This is a genomic window from Paenibacillus sp. PvR098 (genome assembly GCF_017833255.1).
Lineage (GTDB): Bacteria > Bacillota > Bacilli > Paenibacillales > NBRC-103111 > Paenibacillus_G.
Window position 1 is genome coordinate 957,690 of the sequence record NZ_JAFIBU010000001.1, and the last position, 23,807, is coordinate 981,496.

General features: G+C 45.3%; 22 protein-coding genes and 2 pseudogenes. 2 read left to right on the forward strand and 22 right to left on the reverse strand.

Translation table 11 applies throughout. The features are described from left to right. Positions 1-43 precede the first annotated feature (43 nt). The 11 genes from JOE45_RS04725 to JOE45_RS04775 form a co-directional block, all read right to left on the reverse strand. The gene (locus JOE45_RS04725; RefSeq protein ID WP_210021287.1) at positions 44-1,294 is read right to left on the reverse strand and encodes an ATP-binding protein; all 1,251 of its coding nucleotides are present in this window, start codon (positions 1,292-1,294) and stop codon (positions 44-46) included. A gap of 673 nt (positions 1,295-1,967) precedes the next feature. Continuing rightward, entirely contained in the window at positions 1,968-3,119 is a 1,152-nt protein-coding gene (locus JOE45_RS04730; RefSeq protein WP_210021286.1) for a DUF418 domain-containing protein, read from the reverse strand. Positions 3,120-3,321: 202 nt separating this feature from the next. Then, complete coding sequence (locus tag JOE45_RS04735) at positions 3,322-3,549, reverse strand: hypothetical protein (protein WP_210021285.1); 228 nt, start codon at positions 3,547-3,549, stop codon at positions 3,322-3,324. A 120-nt stretch (positions 3,550-3,669) separates the two neighbouring features. Next, positions 3,670-4,311 carry a TVP38/TMEM64 family protein gene (locus JOE45_RS04740; RefSeq protein WP_210021284.1) on the reverse strand — a complete coding sequence of 214 codons (642 nt, stop codon included), beginning with the start codon at positions 4,309-4,311 and terminating at the stop codon, positions 3,670-3,672. A gap of 96 nt (positions 4,312-4,407) precedes the next feature. Continuing rightward, complete coding sequence (locus JOE45_RS04745) at positions 4,408-4,662, reverse strand: hypothetical protein (protein WP_210021283.1); 255 nt, start codon at positions 4,660-4,662, stop codon at positions 4,408-4,410. 232 nt (positions 4,663-4,894) lie between these two features. Then, positions 4,895-5,359, reverse strand: coding sequence for a hypothetical protein (locus tag JOE45_RS04750; protein WP_210021282.1), 465 nt, complete (start codon positions 5,357-5,359; stop codon positions 4,895-4,897). Positions 5,360-5,464: 105 nt separating this feature from the next. After that, a complete protein-coding gene (locus JOE45_RS04755; RefSeq protein ID WP_210021281.1) occupies positions 5,465-6,535 on the reverse strand; it encodes a GerAB/ArcD/ProY family transporter in 1,071 nt (356 codons plus the stop codon). Between the two features lie 14 nt (positions 6,536-6,549). Beyond that, positions 6,550-6,783 carry a hypothetical protein gene (locus tag JOE45_RS04760; protein WP_210021280.1) on the reverse strand — a complete coding sequence of 78 codons (234 nt, stop codon included), beginning with the start codon at positions 6,781-6,783 and terminating at the stop codon, positions 6,550-6,552. Between the two features lie 4 nt (positions 6,784-6,787). Beyond that, the gene (locus JOE45_RS04765) at positions 6,788-7,996 is read right to left on the reverse strand and encodes a Ger(x)C family spore germination protein (protein WP_210021279.1); all 1,209 of its coding nucleotides are present in this window, start codon (positions 7,994-7,996) and stop codon (positions 6,788-6,790) included. 32 nt (positions 7,997-8,028) lie between these two features. After that, positions 8,029-9,615 carry a spore germination protein gene (locus JOE45_RS04770; protein ID WP_210021278.1) on the reverse strand — a complete coding sequence of 529 codons (1,587 nt, stop codon included), beginning with the start codon at positions 9,613-9,615 and terminating at the stop codon, positions 8,029-8,031. Between the two features lie 140 nt (positions 9,616-9,755). Then, entirely contained in the window at positions 9,756-10,856 is a 1,101-nt protein-coding gene (locus JOE45_RS04775) for a metallophosphoesterase (protein WP_210021277.1), read from the reverse strand. Between the two features lie 305 nt (positions 10,857-11,161). Here JOE45_RS04775 and JOE45_RS04780 point away from each other — a divergent pair, with 305 nt between their 5' ends. After that, positions 11,162-12,616, forward strand: a complete 1,455-nt coding sequence (locus JOE45_RS04780; RefSeq protein ID WP_210021276.1) for a stalk domain-containing protein — start codon at positions 11,162-11,164, stop codon at positions 12,614-12,616. 227 nt (positions 12,617-12,843) lie between these two features. Here JOE45_RS04780 and JOE45_RS04785 read toward each other — a convergent pair. The 8 genes and pseudogenes from JOE45_RS04785 to JOE45_RS04820 form a co-directional block, all read right to left on the reverse strand. Then, positions 12,844-14,221: pseudogene (locus tag JOE45_RS04785) on the reverse strand (IS1182 family transposase). A 165-nt stretch (positions 14,222-14,386) separates the two neighbouring features. Beyond that, complete coding sequence (locus JOE45_RS04790; RefSeq protein ID WP_210021275.1) at positions 14,387-14,950, reverse strand: SLOG family protein; 564 nt, start codon at positions 14,948-14,950, stop codon at positions 14,387-14,389. A gap of 6 nt (positions 14,951-14,956) precedes the next feature. After that, the gene (gene larA / locus JOE45_RS04795) at positions 14,957-16,219 is read right to left on the reverse strand and encodes a nickel-dependent lactate racemase (protein ID WP_210021274.1); all 1,263 of its coding nucleotides are present in this window, start codon (positions 16,217-16,219) and stop codon (positions 14,957-14,959) included. Positions 16,220-16,336: 117 nt separating this feature from the next. Continuing rightward, positions 16,337-17,416 carry a 2-keto-3-deoxygluconate permease gene (locus tag JOE45_RS04800; RefSeq protein ID WP_210021273.1) on the reverse strand — a complete coding sequence of 360 codons (1,080 nt, stop codon included), beginning with the start codon at positions 17,414-17,416 and terminating at the stop codon, positions 16,337-16,339. A 487-nt stretch (positions 17,417-17,903) separates the two neighbouring features. Next, positions 17,904-18,503: a superoxide dismutase family protein gene (locus JOE45_RS04805; RefSeq protein ID WP_210021272.1), complete on the reverse strand. Its 600-nt coding sequence runs from the start codon at positions 18,501-18,503 to the stop codon at positions 17,904-17,906. Between the two features lie 82 nt (positions 18,504-18,585). Next, on the reverse strand, positions 18,586-19,254 hold the full coding sequence (locus JOE45_RS04810; RefSeq protein WP_210021271.1) for a GNAT family N-acetyltransferase: 669 nt from the start codon (positions 19,252-19,254) through the stop codon (positions 18,586-18,588). A 21-nt stretch (positions 19,255-19,275) separates the two neighbouring features. After that, on the reverse strand, positions 19,276-20,136 hold the full coding sequence (locus tag JOE45_RS04815; protein WP_210021270.1) for a carbon-nitrogen hydrolase family protein: 861 nt from the start codon (positions 20,134-20,136) through the stop codon (positions 19,276-19,278). After that, on the reverse strand, positions 20,133-20,837 hold the full coding sequence (locus JOE45_RS04820) for a class I SAM-dependent methyltransferase (protein ID WP_245246607.1): 705 nt from the start codon (positions 20,835-20,837) through the stop codon (positions 20,133-20,135). The genes JOE45_RS04815 and JOE45_RS04820 overlap by 4 nt, the downstream gene beginning before the upstream one ends. 165 nt (positions 20,838-21,002) lie before the next feature. On the opposite strand from JOE45_RS04820, the gene JOE45_RS04825 reads away from it, so the two are divergent. Further along, entirely contained in the window at positions 21,003-21,374 is a 372-nt protein-coding gene (locus tag JOE45_RS04825) for a GyrI-like domain-containing protein (RefSeq protein ID WP_210021268.1), read from the forward strand. Here JOE45_RS04825 and JOE45_RS04830 read toward each other — a convergent pair. The 3 genes and pseudogenes from JOE45_RS04830 to JOE45_RS04840 form a co-directional block, all read right to left on the reverse strand. Further along, positions 21,360-22,151 (reverse strand): helix-turn-helix transcriptional regulator, encoded by a 792-nt coding sequence (locus JOE45_RS04830; protein ID WP_245246609.1) that lies wholly within the window; start codon positions 22,149-22,151, stop codon positions 21,360-21,362. The two genes, JOE45_RS04825 and JOE45_RS04830, sit on opposite strands and share 15 nt — an antisense overlap. After that, positions 22,087-22,749 (reverse strand): annotated as a pseudogene (locus JOE45_RS04835) (aldo/keto reductase); the annotation flags it as partial. The gene JOE45_RS04830 and the pseudogene JOE45_RS04835, both read right to left, overlap by 65 nt. Next, positions 22,746-23,768 (reverse strand): Gfo/Idh/MocA family protein, encoded by a 1,023-nt coding sequence (locus JOE45_RS04840; protein ID WP_210021266.1) that lies wholly within the window; start codon positions 23,766-23,768, stop codon positions 22,746-22,748. The pseudogene JOE45_RS04835 and the gene JOE45_RS04840, both read right to left, overlap by 4 nt. Positions 23,769-23,807 lie beyond the last annotated feature (39 nt).

A 23,807-nucleotide genomic window follows, 5' to 3' on the forward strand; every position in this document is an offset into this window, starting at 1 on the left:
ATATCTCAAGGTCATCCTAAACAAAAGAGTCATATCCATTTCTTTATTTTACTTTCGGTAACATAATAGAAAATTCCGTTCCTATGTCTTTTTCGCTGCTCACTCTTACCTTTCCTTCAAAAGACCGGATAATTTGAAAACTAACCATCATCCCTAATCCTGTTCCGCTTTCTTTTAGGGAATAAAACGGAGATCCAAGTCGAGCAATCTGCTCTTTTGTCATCCCGATTCCTTGATCTTTAATACTAATCTCAATATACTCATCACCTATTGGGCTGCAATTGACCCAAACCACTCCACCCATCGGCATAGATTCAATCGCATTTTTCAAAATATTAATAAGAGATTGGTTCAATTTTTGAGAATTAGCATAAATCCAACAGTCATCACTAATATTCGTTTTCATTATGACATCATGGGATATGGAATACGTTTCAATCATTTTGATAACGCGTCGTAATTGATGCCCTACGTCTATTCTTTGAGAAATGTTCGTTGTCGGTTTTCCAAATAACAACAAATCGTTAATAATTTCGTTGGCACGATCTAATTCTTCGATGGATAATTGGATATACTCTTTTTTCTTTTCAGATAAATCAGGTGCATGGAGAAGCTGTAGAAAGCCTCGAGCAACCTGCATAGGGTTTCTGATTTCATGGGCGAAAACACTGCTTAGATCGCTAATAACCCGTAGCTTCTCCGAGTTTTGTATCTCTGATCGCAGCCGGTGAATCTCCCTGATATTTTCGTTTAAAATGGTGAAAAAACCAGTAAACACCGCTATAAAAATGACATGAATGCCCTGTACTACTAGACTTTCTATCGTAAAACCTCTTACAATGCAAAACCAAACAATTCCTGCAATCGTGGAGTATAAAGAGAGTACTACTGCCATGTAAACCCTTTTATTTTTTTTTGATCTGTCAAACGATTTTTGAAAAAGTATGATCACAGGCACCGCGGATAATAAGGCAAGAACCGTAATATAAAATCCCAAGTCGTCTCCCATATAAAACCGATAAACGATGACAAGAGACGTTAAAAATATACCTGTTTTATATCCACAGTATAACGTTCCAAGCAAGACAGGAATAATCCTTATATCCAATCGGTAGCCTTGACCAAAGATCGTTGGAAAGGACATGCAAAAAATGACAGCTATACCCCATAAGGCTGACATAACTAGCTTTTCATTTTTATGATCCTTAAACCTTTCCGCAAAGAAGGTATGGTAAGTAAACGTGGGTAGTGCGATAAGCATCAGCTGCAGCAAAAAATCCTTTATTACACTCATCTTCATGACCTTCCGCGTTTCGATTGTTTGTGACTTCGTTCCAATAAGTTGTTTACATTTTCAGTTTAATTATACCAATTCATAACTAAATAGTCTTGGGGTTCAACGATATCTGGACAATTTTTTGTAGAAAAATAAGGAAAGCTAACGAAATATCGCGAAAGACGCAGAAAAAATAGATTTTTTCTCTTTTTTCGGACTTTTCTGAATATTTACAAATCTTATACCTTTGATTTACTATATGACCAAGGAGGTCAGACTAGCCGATGGTTGCGTTTACATTTTACTTTGATAGTCAGAGGTGATCCATATGGGACCATAACATTTGGTTTACAAGCTTCAATTTGAGCTTGCAATCTTGAGCAAACTTGAATTGAATTTCAAATACCACATCATTCTGTAAAGGAGATGAGTCCGTTGGATTAGGTTAGCGAAGCATGTCCACCAAAAGTTAAAGGACATGCGGGAACTCAGAGGTATATAAAGGAATGGAGTGCGGTTAGTACATTGAATATGTCACTATCAACATAGGGGCGTTCCGTTATCTTAGATAATGGGGGTCCCTTTATGTGTTCCCCCTTTGGATACGCATTGTACTATTCCAAACAAAAAAAGAACCATCAAAATCCGGTTCTTTGTTCGTTAGCGATGTCGATGCCGCCTGTACTGTACCTCATGACTTCGAATCGGCCTGCTTCTCTCGCAGGGTTGGCCTTTTCCAATACGTTCCCGCGCGCCATACCCACTCCAACGGCCCCATGCCATGGCGACGAAGCCATACCTGACTCCAGCCGACTTGAAGTATCAAAAGGAGTACGGAATATATAAAGCAAGCCCAAAGAGGCCACAAACTGGCATCCCGCAATACAACGTATAGGATAAGCATCGTGATTATGGACTGCGTCAAGTAATTCGTGAACGCCATCCGCCCGACAGCAGCAAGGCCGTTCAATCTTTGCTCACCCAGCGATTGAATCAGACGCAGCAGAGTACAAAAGTAGAATACCGCCATCGTTTTGCCGGACAAATACGTGTAATGGTAAACATAATTAGGATTATAAGAAGCACTATACATATAATGATTTACCATTGGAATAAAGAAGAGCAGGGTTAGCAATAGCGAGATCCATTGCCAGCGCCTTAGGATGTTCTTAGAAAGACCCTTTCCCTCAAACCACCCCTTCTTGCCCGCATAAAGGCCTAACAGAAATAATCCCATAATCTCCGGGCCCCTTAATAACAAGTTCATGGTGCTGTAGGTTAGCAAAAAGTCGATGCGCTCACCTAGGTTTGGGATGGTTTGGAAAATAGGCTTGCTTAGCTCTTCCGGCACGAACACGATGGCAAGCAAGGTGGACGCAATGATGATCAACCCGGAGAGTATGAGCAAACTCCAGCTCCAGATCAACATTGTTTTCTCTTTCCTCTTGTAGAAAAGCATTAAGATGAATCCTAGAATGGCATATGTATGCAGTACATCCCCAAACCATAGGACCACACCATGGATCATACCGATAAGAAACAGCAGCAGCAGACGCCTTGTCATCAATGTCTTGGCAGCTAAGCCGCGCCGCTCTGCGCTTCGCATGAACAAATAAAAGCTCAGCCCGAATAAGAAGGCGAAAAGTGTATAGAACTTGGTCTGTACCAACATATCGTACAGAAGACGGACGAACGCATCGGTACCGGTATGGTCCGAAACGAAGGCAATGCCACTACCGAGCATCTCCGGTATATTAACTAAGCAAATGCCCAGTACGGCAAAGCCGCGAAGAATATCCACCTCCCTGAGTCTCTCTTTATTATCACCTTGCAAAGCTTGCATGTGCGAATTCTCCTCATACACTTCATGGATTAATATTGCTCAGCATGATTATATAAGATTAGCTATATATGGTAAAATGTAGTACTCATCTTTTTTCTTGATATGTTACCGCCATAAATCAATGAGGATAGCCCCCACTGACGTTCGACAGCTTAGACTATCCTCTCCAACCTTTGTTCATATGCATAAAGTGATATGATGACTAAACAAACTTTTCCGGTAATGTCTTAATGATATCTTCATACTGCAGAGCCACTGCCACTTCTAGGATATGGACGGGGTTTTGATGAGCGTAGGCGAGAAGCAGCTCTTTATTAAACTCATCGTCATTCATCTTCAGACTTCTTTTTATCAATTCCATCATTGCTCTTTGATTACGAATATTAAGCTGCTCAATTTTTTCCACAGCTAACTCCACTTCACTCTCCATAGTTACACTCCTAAGTTCGTTTTCGTCAGGTCCGAAGTCTGGTAACAGCAACCCTCTTGCTCACATCATACTATTTCGGGTTATTTTCAGTTTTTCTGAGGGGATGCCGATACCGTAGGGCTACGTCACTTCTTGATTTTGTACCGCCTGTCCCCGGCTTTTTTTCCATATATTATAAATCAATAAAGTAATTCCGAGAAAAGCGCCATACACGCCAATGGTTACTACGATATTTCTTGGCTCAGTCATCAAGCTGTCTCCAATCAAAGCAAAAAGCAGCATCGCCGGTATTTTGCCTATGGAGGAGGCTATGGCATAAGCAGTGAACGATACCCGGCTTAAAGCCGAATATATATTGACAACAATAGAGGGTACAAATGGAATCAACCGGGTAAAGAGAATCGTCAAAAACGCATTTTTCTCAAACAGCACGGTGATTTTACCCAAACTGTTGCGGCTATGCAGTACTCTTTCTCCCCATTCTTGATAACCATAACGAACAAACAAAAACATGAGGATAGAGGCCAAAGTAGAGCCTACCCAAGTAATGACCCCTCCCAGAACAGGCCCAAATGCCGCACCGATGACTCCTCCGACGATAGGATACGGAATGACCGGGAACAATGCCATTAAAGTAGCGATTAACATAACCAGGGTCACATTAGTAGTCTGCTGAAACCATGCCAAAATAACTTCCCCATAGATGTAAATCATAAAGGCAATCCCTATATACAGGATCGCTAAGCCTAGTTTTTTAACCATTAATATTCTCCCAGAGCGTAGTACCTTTATCATACCATATCAGGTCTTCATTCGAAAATTCTCCTTTGCTCTCGGAACAACACAACCCCGGTGCTATCAATCAACTTGTGCATAGTACCGGGGCTGTAGGAACAACCATATTAAAATCATCATTCGGCACCCGCTAATCTGAGCGGCGGCAAAAAAGCAGGCTGGGAGATATCCGGCCATGCATCTTCTCTTCCGCTGCTGCTTTACCGCCCATACAGCCCCTCCACCCAGAAGCACAATTGCCGCAAGCATCGAGATACAGCCTGTTACATCCCAAGTAATAACCTCTTCCACCATCAAAAACAAAGACGTCCGTTTCACCGGAACGTCCTGGATTCAACGATTTTCGTTGTCAATGCAAATACATAGCAGAGGATCATACCCTACAGATGAACCTGATGCTGTGCATAATTTACAATTATAGGTAAGGGTTTTGGTTAAGTACATAGGGTGACGGACTTATGATACGGCTTCAGCCATATGTCTGAAGCCTTAAAATACGACATATATCAACAAAAAAACACCCCGTACCGAGGCGTTTTGATCATATCTATCATATCGCTTCCTTAAATTCAGCTATTAAGCCTTCGTTCTCCTCTCCAAAATAACCGTACTGTCTTAAGGACTCTAGCTCCTGACAAATTACTTCTTTATCATTCATCGACATGTCCAACAGTTCTTGCAGGGTCGCACGAGGGTGATCTTGGATATAAAGAAGCAAACCTTTAGCAGCCCAAGACAAACGATAGTCGCCGAAATCGCCCACAATATCCCGGAACACTTTATGCGGCAGCACCTTCTGCTCCGCCAGACGCTGCAGGGCGGTAGTCGTCTCCTTGAAGCTCATTCTTCCCTGAACGGCAATCTCGGCTACCGAGGGAATGCCTGAAGTTGCGGTATTGATATATGTACTTAACACCATACATACCATCTGCTGATAAATATCCAGATCAGGTACCTTCAAAATTTCTTGTATGGAAAAATGACGTGTCGGGTTTGCTTGCGGCAAGCTTGTCATGAATCGGTTCCTCCTTTGAGTGTCATCTGCTCATTGTACAGAAAAAGTATGACAGGAATATGAACCAACTATTATATCTTTATGGATTTTGCATCTATTTTCACATCATGTTCCCGTTTTTTTACGCATCCGTGCCACGATGAATAAAACCACAGGAAAAATGACCATATAGGTTAACGCATAAGGCGTCCATATGGTTCTAATAAATATTTGCGCATAAGTTTGGTTTGGATATACGAGAAGAGAAAGAACCGTCATAATCATGCCAAGCGGCAAAAGAAATGGTCGATAATCTTTTAATTTGAATGTCTGAGCAAGCCCTAATGCCGAAGCGTAGAAACAAATCGTTATTTTAAAAAAAATGGAGATAAACCACAGTCCAGCCAATACGGCTTCTGACCGTCCTATTTTTTTAGCTAGAGAAAAGCTAGGATACGTGCTTCTCGCCGTTAAGTCTGCCCCTAGCACCCCAATACATAAAATCGTAATTAATATTAACATTAATCCTCCCAGGAGCGTCCCCGTAAATAACCCCCTTCCAGCCCGTTTCGTCTGTTTTACATAAGGGAAAATCATGAGCAGTATAACAGGCTGCTGCAGCCCGAAAAAAGTAAAAGCTGTACGTAGTATAGGTTTAAACCCCTCTTCGAACATAGGCTGCAGCTTTAGCAATTTAACTTCAGGTAATAGGGTAATCAGAAGTATTAATAACAGCAGAATGATCCAAGGGAAAAATATTTCCGCTGCACGTGCCCATACTTCAAGTCCAAGACGAACGGCCATAATAACAACCGACAAACAAAGGATAATAATGAACTGAATAGGGGTTTCCGGGAGGATTTGCGATGCAATAAAATACCCCAAGGTCGAAATCATAAGTGCCGTAAGAATGAAAAAGAATGTGATGTACAATAGAATAACGGTTTTACCTACCCACCTTCCTAAGATCTCCTCCGTATATTGTGCGATGGTCATCCTAGGAAACCGAATCCCTAGTGCGTTATATAGCGGTATGATGAGCAGCCCCATTCCTATCCCGATCACAGAGGCAATCCATGCATCCTGCTTCGCTTCGGCAGCAAGTCCTGACGGGGCAATCAGAATAGAGGTGCCAATCGTAAATAAAGTAGTCAATACGGTATATTGGCGAACACCAATTTTTCCATCTTCAAACATGTCTTAACCTCCCCTCACTGCAGCATCCCGTATATGACATCACTAAGCGGTTTATAAACTACCTTTATCCAATCCAATGGGTTTGGAATGTTCACATGCATAACTTGGGCAATACTTAACCCCATCCCAAAAACTAAAAGAAAGAGAAATACGAATAGCTCTTTTTTTAATTTTCTTTTCAATAGAGGGGGCACTTCAAATACAGCGATGACGATACCTGCGGCAAGAATTCCTGTAATGACCCACATGGAATTACTCCTTCAGCTTATCTTGGAACGAATTTGAAATGGTACCCAAACGACGAATTCTCGCGTCGACCTTAACATGTACTTGGAGATTGACGAACTCTTTGTCCCAATCCTTTTTCATCTCTCTCCAGGCTTTAGGGCTTGAACGATGGATCGCTTCTCCGAAGCCAAAAATATCCGATTTGTATATTTTCTGCGCTTTATGAATAACAGCTTCGATATTTCTTTTCACCGCTTTTTCCGATATTTTTTCTAACTCGTTGAGTGTTTCAAGTTTGGATAAATCGATAGCGCATTCAACATCCCCCATATTTTGTTCAAGACGCACAGCGATATCGATTTGTGGTTTTCCGTTGATCATTTGACCTTTCATTTTTGTGTCCGAGCGAATCACCTCCATAGATAATTTCCCGCCACCCGGACAAGACACATGACCAACTGTACTTTTCACCTCATTCTGTATATAGTTATAGCCTTTACTTTCATCTTCGTTTAACCAGCCAATCAATTTATCCGTTTTAAACACAGCCAGATTGGTAATCCGTATACTGGCCATCGGTTTTATCTTTTCGACATTTTCTTTCGTTTCGATTTGATCAGATTCTTTAGCCCCAGTGATGACAACACCTGTGATCACTGGCTGTTTTCCTTCATTCGTGATATTAGATATTAATTCATCTAAGGTCACTTTCGCAGTAGCTGCCCAAACTTCTTCCGATGTTTCCAGGGATTTGAATATTTTATTGGCAGGGATAATTTCCTGCGGCATCGTGTACACTCGCAGTATTTGTTCAGCCGTTGAGCCTTTAGCCTGTAAAATTGAAAAATCGGTTCTGGTTTCATGGTCTCTTGATAAAAAATCAAGGGTTTTACCTATCCCTTCTTTTGACAATTCCTCGCCAAAGACAACAGCTCTTAGATGGGAGAGATTAAGCTTTCTAGGTGTTTGGGTCGTTATTCTTCGAAGCGCTTCAAACACAGTGTCGCCTCTCTCCGTAAGCGTGACGACAGCCGCCCCCTTCCCCCCTCCGACTTTGGCCGCGACTTCGCTCGGATTCACCATCTGAACAGACATGATATATTCCTCCCCGCTTTTATCTAACCCCATGGCAACGGCTACAGAAATATCATTCAATTCACGACGGTTCCAACAGCCGCTGAGCAAGGCGATGCAGCCGAATAATAGTAAGACTGAGACCATTCTTTTACTCATCTCTCAAACTCCTTTATTCAAATCGGATCAGCCTATTCTGTTTCCGGTTTCGGAGTAGGTCTATTTTGTGCACGGATCACATTATTTTGACTGATTAAACGAGGACGTGAGTATAACGCCCACTGGGGGAAACGAAAAATCGTATCCTTCTGCCCAGCTGCATTAAAGGGTGCAAAAGGCGACATGTAAGGAACTCCGAAGGACCGCAAGCTGCACAAGTGCAGCACAAGCACAATCAGACCGATCGTTATGCCATACAGACCAAAGGTAGCCGCAAGCCCCATGAGAAAAAATCGCAGCATTCTTATTGAAATCGCCATATTGAAGGAAGGAATGACAAAGTTAGATATCGCAGTGATAGAAACAACCATAACCATTGCAGCGGAGACAAGCCCTGCTTCTACCGCGGCTTGACCAATGACTAATGTGCCTACGATCGAAACCGATTGTCCGATCGTTTTAGGCATTCTTACCCCTGCTTCCCGCAGAATCTCAAAGGTGATTTCCATCATTAAAGCTTCAATAAAAGCAGGAAAGGGAACCCCTTCACGTTGAGAGGCTAATCCAATGAGTAATGCTGTGGGCAGCAATTCGTGATGGTATGTCGTCACTGCAATATAAAAAGACGGTACAAGCAACGCGATAAAGAAAGATATATAACGTAGAACCCTAAGAAGCGTGGCAAAATCTGCACGCTGGTAATAATCCTCACTAGCCTGATAAAATTGCGTAAACAACGCCGGCACCAATAGTACAAATGGAGTGCCATCCACTAGAATGGCAACTCTCCCTTCCAATAAAGAGGCTGCAACCGCATCGGGCCGTTCGGTATTATACATTGTAGGAAAGGGGGTCCATGTTTCATCTTGGATCAATTCCTCGATATATCCGCTCTCCAAGATGGCATCTATATCTATTCGATCAAGCCTTGCGCGTACTTCCTCCAAAACTTTATCGTTTACGATTCCTTTTATATACATAATCCCAATGTCTGTTCTGGTCACTCGCCCTATTTGTTTATTCTCTAACCATAAATTCGGATCCTTGATTTTGCGGCGAATCAATGCCGTATTGGTGCGTAATGTTTCCGTAAAGCCTTCTCTTGGTCCTCGGACCATGCTTTGAGACTCGGGTTCTGTAACGCTGCGGTCATTCCAGCCTTTTTGACTGGCAATAAGACCTTCCGTCTGTCCATCAAGCAATATCACGGTATCTCCGGACAAAACAGCGATCAATAAAGCTTCAAAATCATAGACAGATTTCACTTGTCCAATGGCGAGGGAAAAGTCCTTCAATAGACTTATTGGATTAGAATTGGAGAGCATCTGCTTATCGATTCGAGTATCGCTAATTTCGGCCATCAAGGCTTCTAAAGTCTCTTTCGAGTCAGCCAATCCGTCAGTATAGATGATCGCTGCTCTGATATTTCCTTCCGAACCGATGAGAAATTCCCTAATCACTAAATCGCAGCTGTTTCCGAAAGCTTCTTTGACCTCTTGAAGATTTTCTCGCAAGCTGATTTTTAAGAGCTTTTTATTATCCTCATTTACTTGGATATTTTGCAAGTTGGATGGGGAATGTTTGGAAGCTTTTTTGAATTGTTTCCAAAGCGTACCCATTCGATCCCTTCCTTTCAAACGTTTGCACTTTCTGATGGACTATTATATTAGTACCCCCATAAATGGTTTTCAATACCAAAAAAGCACCTACCCATAGGATAAGTGCTTTGAAGTGTTTATTTTCGTTTTTGATAAACCGGCTAGTTTTTCATAGGATCGAAAGTAACATCGATTTGGACAATTTCAGAGCGTGAACCGATACGAATAGGGGGCCCCCAAAAACCGTATCCGGAAGAGACAACCGTGTGCAGCTGTCCTTTCTTTAGATATCCCCAATCATTTTCATACATTTTTTGTGTAATCCAATGCGCAGGGGCGATTTGTCCTCGATGTGTATGTCCAGACACCATCAAATCAACGCCATTCTTCTGTGCAATATCCAAATCGTAAGGCTGATGATCAAGAAGAATAACCGGCTTGGATAGATCCACTTTCTTCATTAATTCGGCAAGCTCTGCACGAGGCTGGTCTCTTCGGTCTTTCCTTCCGATAAGGGTGAACTGCTCATCAAGGAGTATCGTTTCATCGTATAAAACATTCATACCGCTATCTTGAAGAATCGTAATCAAGTCCACGTTTCCTTCTAACCGGTCATGATTTCCTAAAGACGCATATACCGGGGCTTTGATTTGCTCTAGGATGTGCGGTATGTCTTTTTTAAGAAACTGGTGCACGTCATCATCGATAATATCCCCCGGGAATAATACCAGATCGGGCTCTAAAGAATTGATCTGCTCCACAAGATTTTTCGCATGGGCTGCTCCGGAGAGAGCTCCAAAATGCGTATCCGAAGCCATGATGATTTTAAGACGCTGTTTTCCTTCAACCTTCTTAGGAATGTTGATTTCATAGCTTCGGACAACCGGGCTATAGGCGTTAAAGACTCCATAAGCAAGTAAACTCATTATTACAAATAATGTTGCAAACCCGGTCCATTTGACGGCTTTTTCTTTGGAAATACAAATAAAACGAGCTATAGCTACCGTGAGATTAGCCAGTGGAAGCAGCAGGATTAAGAAAAAAAACAGAGCAAGCCAGAGAGCCGTAATCATCGTTAGGATCAGACTTTCATCTAACCAGCGACCCAAGAAAAAGGAATAGGCCAACAGCAGAAGAGCAACCACATACATGTATTTGATGCGATTTGTTTCGCCCCATGTTGTTTTTAACCAAATCCATCCGTTCCATCCGATGTACAACAAAAGAAGATGATATATTATAATAAATAGAAACCCAACCATGAATTAAACTCCTTTATAAATAACTTTTTCGACAAAGTTCGTCATTTTTACTGTTTTTTCGATATTCTATTGCCGATTTAATACGGTCAACCCATTCATCAGGTTTCAAAAAAAAAAGCTAAGTCTGAACAGCCGTCGCTGCTTTGACTTAGCTCTCTCCTATTTATTGAACCATGCAGCGGCTTCGCTGAATCACAGGGAAGCTGAACGTTCATAATTGGAGAGGCTCGTCCGAATGGTATAGAATGCCGGAAATGCCGGAAGTCTTTCCCGCAGCATAACGACAAATGAAGGAGATTAAAAGGATGTTCCACATTCAAAGGTTAAAAATCGGCATGACTCTGATGCTGACCGCTGCCCTCTTTGGAGGAAGTTCACTGGGGTTGGCTCAATCGTCCTCCTCCGTAACATCCAATATCGTACAGGTAACAGCTCTGGGCAAAGCATTCAAGGTCAACGTTGTCACCATTAATTTGACCGATCCGATGCTGGAGCTTTCCCCTGCCTTGGCAAAAGGAGGAATCGGGCATGATGAGCCGTTCGCTACCATCATAGACAGAGAACAGGCGGTAGCAGCTGTTAACGGCACTTTTTTCAATGCATATGAGTCCAATCCCTACATCAGGTACCCCAACGGCGCACTGCTGGAATCGGGAGAGCTGGTTCATTCCGGGGAAAATCAAACGTTGTACCTGAACAAGGATAAGGCAGCGAATATTGAGTTCATCGATTTCGATATCGCTGTACACGTCAGTGAAGGCTCCCGCAAGTATACGGTGAGCCCATGGGGAGTAAATAAATACTACGGATCCGCAAATACCGACCAAGTCATATGGTATACGCCAGACTACGGCAGTTGGATCGGCTTTCCGAACGGAACTAAAGTTGTTGTGAGAGAGGGCCGAATCACGCGAATCACAGAGAATGCCGTACCGGTGCCTGAAGATGGCTACGTCTTGTTCGTCGGCAGCAGCACCAATAACCGCCAAAACTTGCTTCCCCAGCTGAAGGTGGGCAATACGGTCACGTTAGAGCTTTTGGCCAAAAGTCAGGATGGCCGCAGCATGGATGCTAAAGACTGGCTTACCGCCATCGGTGTGGGACCCAAGCTAGTCACTGGCGGCATCGTCGATCTCAATTTCAGTCGGGATGGCTTCACAGACCCGAAACTCACTCGATCGGCTGCAGCAAGGAGCTTTGTCGGTATCGACGCTAACGGTCGCTTGGTGATGGGAACGGTTCCTGCAGCAACCATGTCTCAGCTCGCCGCTATCGTAGTTCAGCTTCAGCTGAAAGAGGCGATGAACATGGACGGTGGGGCTAGCTCCGCGTTATATGCCAACGGCCAGACGTTGACTGCTCCCGGCAGGAAGCTGAGCAATGTGCTCGTTGTACGCAAGCTGGATAAGCCTAAGGTACAAATTGAAATTGACGATCGGTATATACCTGATTTTCAAGGCTTTATCGTGAAAGATACAACTATGGTTCCGATCCGGCCGTTCATCACTGCGCTGAATGCCGAATTCCAATGGGATACCGCAACCAGGACTGCTGTCATTTCGAGCGGCGCTGTTACGATGAAGCTGCAGGATGGCAGCTCAGCCGCTACGGTCAACAGTAAAGATGTCTCCGTTCCCGTGCCGCTGCAGATCCTGGAGGACAGCCGAATGTACGTACCGCTGCGATTTGTATCTGAAACGCTTGGCGCCACGGTAGAATGGGACAATCGCTTATACCGTGCTTCCTTGAAACTGCCTTGACCGGAGGAACAGATGCGAAGAATACGCAAGTGAATACAGTCGACTTGATGCCGTATGATGCTGAGCGGCATCGCAAAAAGGAGCGGCCTTAAAGGGAGGCCACTGAAGAACTTGCGTTTTTTTCGGAGCAACTAATTTTCTCAACAAAAAGACGACTCTTATTCAATTTTTTTGAATGAGAAGTCGTCTTTTTTGCCAACTTTGGTTCTGTATGACCTCGGCTTTAATCAATCTGTTAGTTTTAATATTCTTTTTAAGTTAACTGTAAAAATCGCCATTGCTCCTTGTATTTCCATGCCTGTTAGACCCGAGGATGAAGCTACATCATACCCGTGTCTGTGTTTTAATTCACTGTTTTTTGCTTCAATTTTATACCGTTCTTTGGATTTTACTTTGAAATACTCACTTTCTTGGAAGGTGGCTTGTTCGGTATGTTCATTGGATTTACTGCTCACCGAATAACTTTTGCTTTTAGCTCCTTCTTTATAGCACCCATCCTTAAATGGACATCTTTTGCATTTTTCAATATCAAAGTAATAGGTATCTGTTTGGTTCACGCCCACGCCTTTCTTGCCTTGTCGAGCTTTCCGTCGGTTTCCTTGCGTAATCAAAGGGTTTAATTTAGCCACTAATTTAATTTCGTTTTCTTTGCTGTATGTGATGTTATCTTTTTCCGAATAAGCGGTGTCTCCAATGACGTTTCCACCACTATGCCGGCTGCCTTACTCTTTTCAATTAACGTTTGTAGTTGCTTTCCATCATTCTTTTCACCAGTGGTAATCGTAGCGGCTGTAATAATTCTTTCCTCAGTCATGGCAATGTGTGTCTTGTATCCAAAAAACGAGGTGTCCGCGCTCTTGTGGCCAACTGCGGCATCTTGGTCTGCTGAGATTTTCAAATGCTCACTATCATCAGCGACGGTTTCTTTCAGAAGGTTTAGTTGTTCTTTCACTTTTGGAAACGCGGAAATACTGCCTTCGTTTTCAATGGCGTGAATAAGTTTTTGACAGTAGTCAATCTCATCTTCTGATACGTCTGTTGTGGTTTTTGACGGGAACTTGTTTTTCATGGATTCATCTATTCTGTAAACGGCTTTTCTCAGCTTTTTTTAAGCGGTCCAACAGAATTTCTTTAGGGGACTTTTGGTTGTAACGAGCTTTCGTATGGGTCGCATCGACGATAATAGCCTTGCTTTTAATGATTTCCTTTTCAATGGCGATTTCTACTGTTTTATTGACCAATAGATCTACAGGCTAAGGTCTTTTAACGCAACTTCCGAAATTTTGTTAAAGAACTGGATTCAATCACAGCTTCTTCAGGCGCCATATGGAGAAAATACTTTAATGACATGTCATATTTTGATCGCTCTACCACATCAACATCAGACAGGTCATAGATTGATTTCAATAGTAAATACTTAAACATGCGAATAGGATTAATGGCATTTCGTCCGTTATCCAGGCAATAGTTATCCTTAAGCTCATCATAAACGAAGGAGAAATCAATGAGTTCGTTAATTTGACGCAACAAGTTATCCTTCGGGACGACTAGGTTATATATATCCATAAATGGACTTATGATCATTGCTTGTGGTTTTTGAATCATTAAACTCACCCACTATTTTTTATACCTCAATTATATAGGAAAACAGGTACGGTCTCCTCACTTAGTGAGGAACCATACCTGTTTTCTTAAAGAGGACTTTTTCAGTGGCCTCCTTAAAGGCAAGCTCCTTTTACTTTTGCTTTTCTAATGTTTTCAAAGCAGGATTTAGTACGAGTCTAACAAATTCCGTTGTTCCTCGTCAGCGATACTTTGGACGTCCTCCGCGATAATGCTCAGATAGCGATACCCGTCTTCCTCTTGCCTTCTAAGTGCTCTTTGTTTGAAATATTTAGGGCTTGCCTCTCCCGCATCTTCATCATAGAAGAGGAGTATACCCTCCGATTTTCTGAGCAGCAGGTCATCTCTAGCCTTGAGCTGCCACACTCCGTCGTATGGCTGCTTACTTACCGTGCCGTAATAATTGACGCCTTTAAGAATGTCTCGGAAATAGTTCTGTTTATCCTCTTTCCACTTCTCCTCCGGTTTGAGATACGCCGAAATAATGGAAAGCTTCAAGTGTGGATACCGCTTTTTTAATCCGATGACCACCTCGCATGCCCATAAATCCACTCCGTACTGACCGGGAGTAAGCACCCACTCCAATCCCTCTTCGACAAGAGGAGTGAGCTTGGCTTCAATTGCTTTCTTGATGTATACGATGCCTTTATGCTTCTGATCGAAAATGCTGAGCTCATGAGCACGGTAACCCGTGACGAGAAGGCTTTTCATGATGGGCTATTCCTCAACATAAGGAATCGTTAATGGACCTAGCGGCAGAACAGCCACCGTCATGTTTTGCCCATACTTTTGTTTAAGCTCTTCGAGGGTTTGTTCAATACTTCCAGTTGGCTTGAACATCGCTTTTTGGATTTCTTCATCGGGCAGCGTGGAATACACATATACATCCGCCCACACTTGGATCACGGCTTGCTTCTGAACTTGCCACTGATCAAACATTTGGAAGCCGGTGTCATTAATCATGTCTAAAATTTCTTGCGGCGTTTTACGCATTTGCAGGATGGCTGCATAATTTCCGTGGTTCGGCAATCCATCCCGGCATTCAGCGGCAGAGATAATCGTACCGCCCTCTTTCACGATTTTATGAGCTGCACTCATGCCCTTTACGGCTTGATACAGGTTTTGATCGAGTGGATACCCAGAATTCGATGTAATGACCACATCAAATCGCTCATTACAGCGGATCATCGCATGGTCTTTGGCAGAAGCGCATCCCTGGTCATGAGCCTCAAAAAGTTCTCCTGCAAATACATTCGTAATTTCTTTATCTCCGTTCAGCGTGACATTAAGCATGAAGTGAGGCTTGCATAAGCGGTTCACTTCTCTCGTCATGTCTTGCAGCGGATTATTATCCATGTTACCCCATGTCGCTAATGGATCTCCGATCATTCGGGCGTTGTGAAAGGTTTGGATTGTTTCGATCCCCGCAATGCCCGGCATGATCCCTTTCGGTCCACCCGAAAAACCGGCAAAGAAATGGGGCTCAATAAAACCTGTCACAATGCGAAAATCGGCTTGCACATAATCTTTATTCAAGTAAACATCACAGCCAAATTCACTTTTCCCCACATTCACTAACGTTTCTTTATCATGACAGTGATTATTTACAATTCGGATATGGTCTACTACCCACTCCCCTAGCATCTGCACAAACTCGTCTCTCGTTTGATCCCGATGAGTTCCTGTACCGTTAATAATCACAAAATTCTGGTGAGGGACATGTGATAATTCTTGAATTAACCACGGTACAAGTTTGTCATTAGGGGTAGGCCGGGTGATGTCGCTGATCACAATCGCTACCGTATCCGTTTCTTTAACCATCTCTCGAAGCGGTGGCGTTCCGATTGGAGATTTCAATGCATCCTTAACGGCATTCTCTTCATCCTTCAACCCTTCTAGGTGCTGAGGCTCCACAATGACCGAGTGATCCGGCACCTCAATCGTTAAGCCTTCCGTTCCATACAAAAGAGTCGTCTTCATGTATTAACCTCGCTTTCAATCATGTTTCTTATTTCCATTGTAACAGGGAAAAATGGAATAAAGAACCCCCTTGGAGTGAACTGAGGTCAGCCTTAGGGGCCTTCGAAGATTTACTGTTTATACTTCATCAAGACGTCCATCGATTCCCTTGCTCTTCTGGTATTTATCCCAAAGAATGACGGCCAATGGACACATTAAAGCCGTTGAAAGTGTTGCAATTGAAATTTGAGCCGTAGCAATCGGCACAAGGTCGGCATAGGCTTTGGCCATTTCAGCGCTCATTGCTCCCGTTGATGCGGATACAGCCGCGGCTGCGGCGATGGCCGCTGGAGTTCCAGCTGCATTGCCGGCGGTACTTGCTTCTGCCCAACCGGAGATGGTGCTTTTCTCACGAGATAATTTCAACGCAAGAACCATGGCCGCCCCCGTTAACAGTGTCGTCATGATTCCTAGAAGCAATCCTGCTCCAACGACTTCCGGATTGAAGAAGCTAGATAAATTCATTCCTGCACCTAAGGCAAAAGCGAAAAACGGAACAGGCAAAGTTTCTCCCGGCTTCAAGAATTCACGAATATCCGGATCGAGGTTACCGAGAATCATCCCGATGGCAATAGGTAACAATACTGCGACGAAAGCAATGACCGGGAAGTTCGCCCCCATCAACCCCAGCGCCATCAAGGTGAAGAATGGACCGTCGTTTAGGGATAGAACCGAAACCGCCCCGACATCCGAACGATTCCCGTATTGCCCGGTCAAAGCGACATACATTCCGCCGTTTCCGTTAGTCATGGCCCCAATAATAGCAACTGTAGAAAGCCCTAACAATCCGGACATGGGATCAAACATAGAACCTAATGCAAAACCGACAGCTACCCCCACCGCATACTTGACAAGAGTTAAAATAATTCCTTTCTTCAGGGACCTTCCACCCACACGGAGATTCATTTGACTTCCTGCGCAGAACAGGAATAAAGCAATTAGCGTTAACGCTCCTGTTTTAAATAAGGCTTCGGAGAAGCCTCCAATTCTCATAAACTCATAAAACCCTTCAGCGTTTGGCGCCACCCCCAACGCCTTGAGTCCATTCATAATAAATGGGATGTGCATTTGATCAATGGTGTTCAGCAGGGCTCCGAACAATAACGGTACTACCATTAGACCGCCAGGAACCTTTTCGATCGTTTTTTTGATTTGCATTTGAATACCTCCATTAGCTAGAATTGTTCAAAGCAAGAAAAAATCAATAAATGATCAACTTGAATACGCTTACATAATCACACGTCTATTCTATCATGGATATTAATTTAATTTCAAATAGTATCATAATCAAAAAGGACCGCTCAAAATGAGCCGTCCTCAGTATTCAATATCTCCTTTTACAATCTTCCTCGGTTAATTCCTGGACCTTTTCCTATTTTCCACAGTGTTTGGCATTAAATTTGATTTACACGGGTTTCCTTTCGGAGGCGTTCGCGTAGAACCAACGGTAATCATTAATGAACACGGCGCAGAACCCGTCAACGATTTGTTAGGTCTTCGCAAGCATTATGATGATAGACATAAATAATAAGATAAAAGCAAAATCATCAGACCTAATCTGATCTGATGATTTTGCTTTTCTTAATATGGTAACTGCCGCAGCCTTAAAATACAACCCGAGACGGACGTTCTTTGGAGACTGCCATTATCGAATTACGCCACAAGCGATGCGAGCACCTGCATTACCGGCGGGTTCAGTCACATTGTCGTCCGCCTTCTCATGAATGACGAGAGAGGTACCCCCGTCCTTCAGCAGCGAGTTAGGCTGATTCGACTCCAGTGTCAACTGCTTGGCAACATAGTCGAGTTTGACCTTGCCTTCTTGATCAACCTCTAGATTCGGAAGATCACCGGCATGTGAACCTTGCGGGTGTCCTACTCCATGCTTTTGGCCTAGCGGGTTGAAATGCCCTCCAGCCGATTGATAATCCGGCTGTTCACATTTGCCGTTCTCATGCACGTGAAAACCGTGCGGACCCGGCGTCAAATTCGACGATTCCACCTCAATGCGTACACCTTCGTCCACCTGTGTCAGCTTGGCTTGTCCGATGCGTTGGCCTTGGGTGCCCAGCAGCTCGACGAGGACCGATTCCTTATCTTGATGAGCCATGACTGGGGCGCTGCTGCCATTGACCTCTTGCTTTGGGTCCTTTTCTTGCTCAGCGCCGCTCCAGCCGAATTGACAACCAGACAGCAACAGCATTTGTGAGATTGCCGCAGCAGCAATGAACGATTTGAATCTCATAGCGACTCCCCCTAACGGTTTAAAGTATCTTTGACCATTATTAACCAATTTGGGGATCCGTAAACATCAAATATACGTCCTGCTATAAAAACGGATTGCGCCACTCCATCAGCATTGCGAAATGATGGGACTCTTCATCCTCAAGATAGTTTTCTACCAGCTTAACCGGTGTACGGCCGCAGCGGAGCAGGAATGTCATCACTGGATCCTTCAGCTTACCCTCAAGCACATGGCGTACATATACTTCCGCCGGCATCGTATCCGCATGCTTGTGGTAGCCTGGAAGACGGCCGCCTCCAAGCAGCCGTTCCAGCTTAAGCTGCACAACAACCTCGTACATCGACATCATCAGCCATTTGCCGAGCCCCAGCTTCCGGTAAGCAGGCCTGGCGGAAATATCGACGATGTACAGCGTGTTTCCGTTCGGGTCATGATTACGGATATAGCCGCCGTCCGTGATCTCTTCCCATGTATGATCCGCATGCGACGGATCGAAATTCACCCGCAGACCGGTGATCGAAGCGGCCAGCTCCCCGTCGATTTCTACGCATAGCGCACCTTCCGGGAACAATCGAACGTGATTGTTCAACTGCTCTTCGTTCCACCACAGCTCTGATGGAAAAGGCGGCGGGAAGCTTTCCCGTTGAATGCGGATCATCCCGTCATAATCATTCTCCGTATAGGATCGGATTGTTGCCTTAACAGAACGGTCCTGGTCGAACACGTACAGCTCCTTACGGTAAAAAGCCATATGCACCGCTCCTCTCTTGCCTTAACTCCAGTCCGTATACAAATCCGTACGGCGGTCTCTCCACGTGGTTACGGAACCTTTTTCACGAACCTGGTGCAGCAATGTTAAATCCAGATCGCCGGTAATGACCATGTCGCCGTTAATTTCGCCCGCCGTCATGATGCCTCCCGGCGGAAAAGGAACGTCGTTAGGCGTAATAATCGCCGCCTGTCCGTAATTGCCTCGCATAAAGTCAACCGTCGGAAGCGATCCGACAGTTCCCGTTGTAACTACATATACTTGATTCTCGATTGTCCGCGCATGGCAAGTGTATCGTACCCGGTGAAACCCGTGCCGGTCATCCGTGCACGAAGGACAGAACAGCACGTCCGCCCCGCGGGCCCTGGCCATCCGGACAATCTCCGGAAACTCCATATCGTAACAGATCAGCATCGCGATCCGCCCTTTATCCGTATCGAAAACATGAAGCCCGTCTCCGGCCTCCATATTCCATTCTTTCACTTCGGTTGGGGTAATATGCAGCTTCCGCTGCTCCCCCACCCGTCCATCCGGGTAGAAAAGAAACGCCGTATTGTATAGGCGGCCTTGTTCCTCTATGATGTGCGTACCGCCGATGAGATGCATCCCCGTTTCGGAGGCTAAAGATTTGAACAAATCCATGTATTGTTCCGTGTATGCAGGAAGCTCTTCAATCGATAACGCCTTATTGCTTCCGTCTTTGCCGATGGACATCAGCTGTGTTGTAAACAACTCAGGAAACAGTACAAAATCCGATTCAAATTCCTCAGCCGTTTTGACATAATGCGTCACTTGAGCAGCAAATTCCTCAAAGCTTGTTATGGTATGTAAATGATATTGAACCGCAGATACTCTCAGTTTCATGTTGTACTCCTTTCCATTATGTCGAGAATGGATCCGTCAGAACGTTCCTGTTTCTCTACCTTCTCTTCAAACATATCCTGAATCGGGTCGAAAAACAAAATATGCGGCTTTTTCATACACCAAGTCGTCATAGATCGCTGTCCCTCTACCTGTACGGTTTTGATAGGATCTACAAATACACCGTGCAGCTTCTCGGTCATGTAGTGCAGCGCTTCGGAGTCTACTAAATAGCGCTCGCTGCCGTCCGGAAGCTCAAAACGATTCCCCCCGAGAGGACGCACCTGGTTCTCTATCCCGATATTGGAAGCAAGACGAGCGAAAAATAATCCGCCCGGTTTCAGCACGCGCCACATCTCTGAAGCCATACGCTGAAAGTGCCTCTCGTCTTCTGCAAAATGCAGAACAGCACAGGAGATGACGACATCGAAGGTATCGTTGGCGAAGCTGAGCTTCTCCACCGGCTCCACGCGAAACTGCTCCTCCTGAAGCCTGTTATTCAGCTCCGCGGCCAGCTTGCGAACCTTTTGGATCGCTTGCTCCGACCGGTCAACGGCGAACACGTCATAGTCCTCGCGCAGAAAATAGACCAGATTGCGTCCTTCCCCGCATCCCGCATCAAGAATACGCATGCCGGGGATGATCCGCCCTTTAAGCAGCTGGTCGAATAAGTTGATATCAATATTTCCGAAATGCTCCTTCATGTTCATACGCCCGGCTTCACTCGCTTCCAGATGATAGCGTTTGTTAGATTATTATACCATTATCGGCCTTAGAAAACTATGACGTGTCCTTTTGAAGGCACAATGTCTCATTCTCGAGAGCTTCTGAAGATGTTTTTTAACTATGTCACAATCTGATAACTTCCTATGATACATTCTCCATGTAAGCAGCGAATCGGCGATTGGGGACCGGCGACACTCGGAGTATCCCTAGGAGGAAGCAGCCATGAACCGTTTGATTACGTTACCGGAGCGCTGGTTCGTCAGCAGCCCGAACGTATTCCTGCAGGGATGGAAAGCCTGCGCATAGAGCCTCATACCTATGCCGTATTTACGCACAAGGGGCCCATTTACGTACTTGGTGTTACATACGCTGCCATTCATCATTGGCTGGATACGAACGGGAGCTTCTCAAGAGCTACGGCACCCGAACTTGAATCCTATGATCACCGATACAGCGCTGAGAATCCTGAATCCAGTGAATTTGACATCTATATCCCTGTCCTAGTCCGATCCTAATCCAATGACCACGCCCTGGGACATACCATACGCTTGAACAAACATTTCAACCGCCTGCCGGATTCGTTCATTCAATTCGGCAGGCGGCTCTACCACTGCGTCTGCACCAAGGCTCAAAAAATAACTCGCGTAATAATCCATCTCATCCGGCCGAATCCTCAGCTTTAACATTCCTTTTCCTTCATCGTCCACCTGAAGCTCATTATGAAACCAGGATTCCCACCGACATCTGCGTACACCTACGGCGGTAAAACGAACGATCACCTCTACTTTTTGTGGACTTTGCTCAGCTTCGTGCCCTTCGCCACAAGGCGGCTTAAACCAGTGTGAAATCGGAAATTCGCTTAAATCAATGGTAGGATGCTTTTCATCCGTCCATTCCGCCTGAAGCACCCGGTCTGCCCGGAACAGTAAATAGGTTTCCTTTAGAAAGCAATACGAAGGGCAATACCAGAAGCCGTTATACGAATAAACGCCGATGGGCTGAATGGAACGCCGATTCGCTCCATCGCGAGAATCGTAAAGAATTTGCAGCGGCCGCTGCTGCAGCGCAGCGTCGAGAAGCAGCTTCAAATACGGCACGGCAGCCGCCCTTATGGGCGTCCAAAACACGACGCGCTGCTTCATTTTATCGATTCGCTGCTTCGTATCGTCGGGCAAATAATAATAAAATTTGTTTAATGCGGTTACCGACTCCTCGTTGAACGGAAGAGCGCCCTGTAAAAAATCCTCTGGCTTGTGAGGACCAGGACAGCAGCGGTACCTGATGCCGTTCATGCCAGGCCAGGTCTGCCGAATCCGCGGAGACGCAGCCCGCCCAGAAAGGCTCGTTGGCCTTCGCCAAGCTCAAATTCGGGCTGCTGAAGGTGAAGCTGACAAGTCCGCTCGCAGCTGCGTAATCGTTAGCTTCCTGTAGGCGGTCGGTTGACCAGTTGGAGCCTCCGATGGCCTTCACTCGTCCAGCGGCGACATGCCCGTTCAACGCATCCATGATTACACTTACCGGTACGGAAGGATCGTCCCGGTGAAGTGCGTACAGGTCAATATAATCGGTACCTAGACGATCCATGCTTTCGTTCAAATCAATCTGTATTGCTTCCGGACTCACTCGCGGACCGTTATTATCATGGTACGCCCCCTTGGTCAGAAGAATGACTTTCTCCCGGTTACCCCGTTCTCTCATCCATCTCCCGATCGTCTGCTCGCTCTCTCCCCCGCAATAAATGTGGGCTGTATCGATCGTGTTGCCGCCGATGGCAAAGTAACCATCCAATACCCGGGAAACCCTCTCGTACACCTCGTGCTTAAAAAAGTCCGATCCCTGAATCAGTCTGGAAACCGGCCTTTCCAGACCTTGAACCGTAATCGTCTTCACCCTCCGACAACCCTTTCTCCGATTTCGACACGCCTGCGCTCGTTGGCAGACATCAAGCAGGCATCAATAACGCGCATGTTGCGGATCGCGTCCGTCGGCTCATATGGCAGCGGCTCGCCGTACAAGATGCTGCGGCCCAGCGCATCGGCTTGCAGCGCGTATTGGTTCACATGCGGAACTTCGACCTCTCGTCGATCCCCCTTGGTCGTCACGAAAAAGTGATCCTGTTCATTCTGGTGCGCCACGAAAGCCGATGGCACCTCGATGCGCCCTTCACTACCCAGAATCTCCAACATGTTTCGTCCATCAGCCCACATCCCGCAATCGAACGTCAGCGCAACTCCGTCAGAGAATTCAAGAAGTCCCGAAGCCATCATGTCCACATGACCATGCTCCGGCGAGAAGAAAGCATGTACTGCTGCCGCTTCCGGCTCCCGTTCGAGAATGAGGCGGGCGGCGCTAATCGGATAAACGCCTACATCATAGATCGAGCCGCCCCCCATAAACTTCTTGTACCGCACGTTGCTTGCATCCTTGGCATTATTAAACGTAAAAGCACCGTGAATTCCGCGAAGCTCACCAATTTCACCGGATCGAATGATCTCTTTGATCATTGTGTACCGCGGATGATAGCGGTACATGAACGCTTCGGCGAATATCACCCCGGCACGCTCGCAAGCCGCTGCCATTTCCTCAGCCTCCCCTGCGTCAAGTGCTGCAGGTTTTTCGCACAGCACATGCTTGCCCGCATCCGCCGCGCGAAGGGTCCACTCCTTGTGAAGATGGTTAGGAAGCGGAATATATACAGCATCAACATCCTTATCGACAAGCAGTTCTTCATAGCTTCCGTAAGCTTTGGGAATGTCCAGCTTATCTGCTGTTTGCTGTGCTTTGTCCAGACCTCTGCTAGCTATAGCCGTCACAACTCCTGTGCTTGATTGCTGGATCCCAGGGATGACCGCGCGTACAGCAATATTGGCACAGCCGACAATTCCCCATCGTACTTTGTCCTTAATCATATCCAGAACCTCTCCCTGTTTCACGATTTTCCATACTAT

Bases quoted from the DNA above. Each gene is read 5' to 3' on its own strand.
- JOE45_RS04725 (WP_210021287.1), bottom strand. From the start codon at position 1,294: ATGAGTGTAATAAAGGATTTTTTGCTGCAGCTGATGCTTATCGCACTA.
- JOE45_RS04730 (WP_210021286.1), bottom strand. From the start codon at position 3,119: ATGCAAGCTTTGCAAGGTGATAATAAAGAGAGACTCAGGGAGGTGGAT.
- JOE45_RS04735 (WP_210021285.1), bottom strand. From the start codon at position 3,549: ATGGAGAGTGAAGTGGAGTTAGCTGTGGAAAAAATTGAGCAGCTTAAT.
- JOE45_RS04740 (WP_210021284.1), bottom strand. From the start codon at position 4,311: ATGGTTAAAAAACTAGGCTTAGCGATCCTGTATATAGGGATTGCCTTT.
- JOE45_RS04750 (WP_210021282.1), bottom strand. From the start codon at position 5,359: ATGACAAGCTTGCCGCAAGCAAACCCGACACGTCATTTTTCCATACAA.
- JOE45_RS04755 (WP_210021281.1), bottom strand. From the start codon at position 6,535: ATGTTTGAAGATGGAAAAATTGGTGTTCGCCAATATACCGTATTGACT.
- JOE45_RS04760 (WP_210021280.1), bottom strand. From the start codon at position 6,783: ATGTGGGTCATTACAGGAATTCTTGCCGCAGGTATCGTCATCGCTGTA.
- JOE45_RS04765 (WP_210021279.1), bottom strand. From the start codon at position 7,996: ATGAGTAAAAGAATGGTCTCAGTCTTACTATTATTCGGCTGCATCGCC.
- JOE45_RS04770 (WP_210021278.1), bottom strand. From the start codon at position 9,615: ATGGGTACGCTTTGGAAACAATTCAAAAAAGCTTCCAAACATTCCCCA.
- JOE45_RS04775 (WP_210021277.1), bottom strand. From the start codon at position 10,856: ATGGTTGGGTTTCTATTTATTATAATATATCATCTTCTTTTGTTGTAC.
- JOE45_RS04780 (WP_210021276.1), top strand. From the start codon at position 11,162: ATGTTCCACATTCAAAGGTTAAAAATCGGCATGACTCTGATGCTGACC.
- JOE45_RS04790 (WP_210021275.1), bottom strand. From the start codon at position 14,950: ATGAAAAGCCTTCTCGTCACGGGTTACCGTGCTCATGAGCTCAGCATT.
- larA (WP_210021274.1), bottom strand. From the start codon at position 16,219: ATGAAGACGACTCTTTTGTATGGAACGGAAGGCTTAACGATTGAGGTG.
- JOE45_RS04800 (WP_210021273.1), bottom strand. From the start codon at position 17,416: ATGCAAATCAAAAAAACGATCGAAAAGGTTCCTGGCGGTCTAATGGTA.
- JOE45_RS04805 (WP_210021272.1), bottom strand. From the start codon at position 18,503: ATGAGATTCAAATCGTTCATTGCTGCTGCGGCAATCTCACAAATGCTG.
- JOE45_RS04810 (WP_210021271.1), bottom strand. From the start codon at position 19,254: ATGGCTTTTTACCGTAAGGAGCTGTACGTGTTCGACCAGGACCGTTCT.
- JOE45_RS04815 (WP_210021270.1), bottom strand. From the start codon at position 20,136: ATGAAACTGAGAGTATCTGCGGTTCAATATCATTTACATACCATAACA.
- JOE45_RS04820 (WP_245246607.1), bottom strand. From the start codon at position 20,837: ATGAAGGAGCATTTCGGAAATATTGATATCAACTTATTCGACCAGCTG.
- JOE45_RS04825 (WP_210021268.1), top strand. From the start codon at position 21,003: ATGATACATTCTCCATGTAAGCAGCGAATCGGCGATTGGGGACCGGCG.
- JOE45_RS04830 (WP_245246609.1), bottom strand. From the start codon at position 22,151: ATGAACGGCATCAGGTACCGCTGCTGTCCTGGTCCTCACAAGCCAGAG.
- JOE45_RS04840 (WP_210021266.1), bottom strand. From the start codon at position 23,768: ATGATTAAGGACAAAGTACGATGGGGAATTGTCGGCTGTGCCAATATT.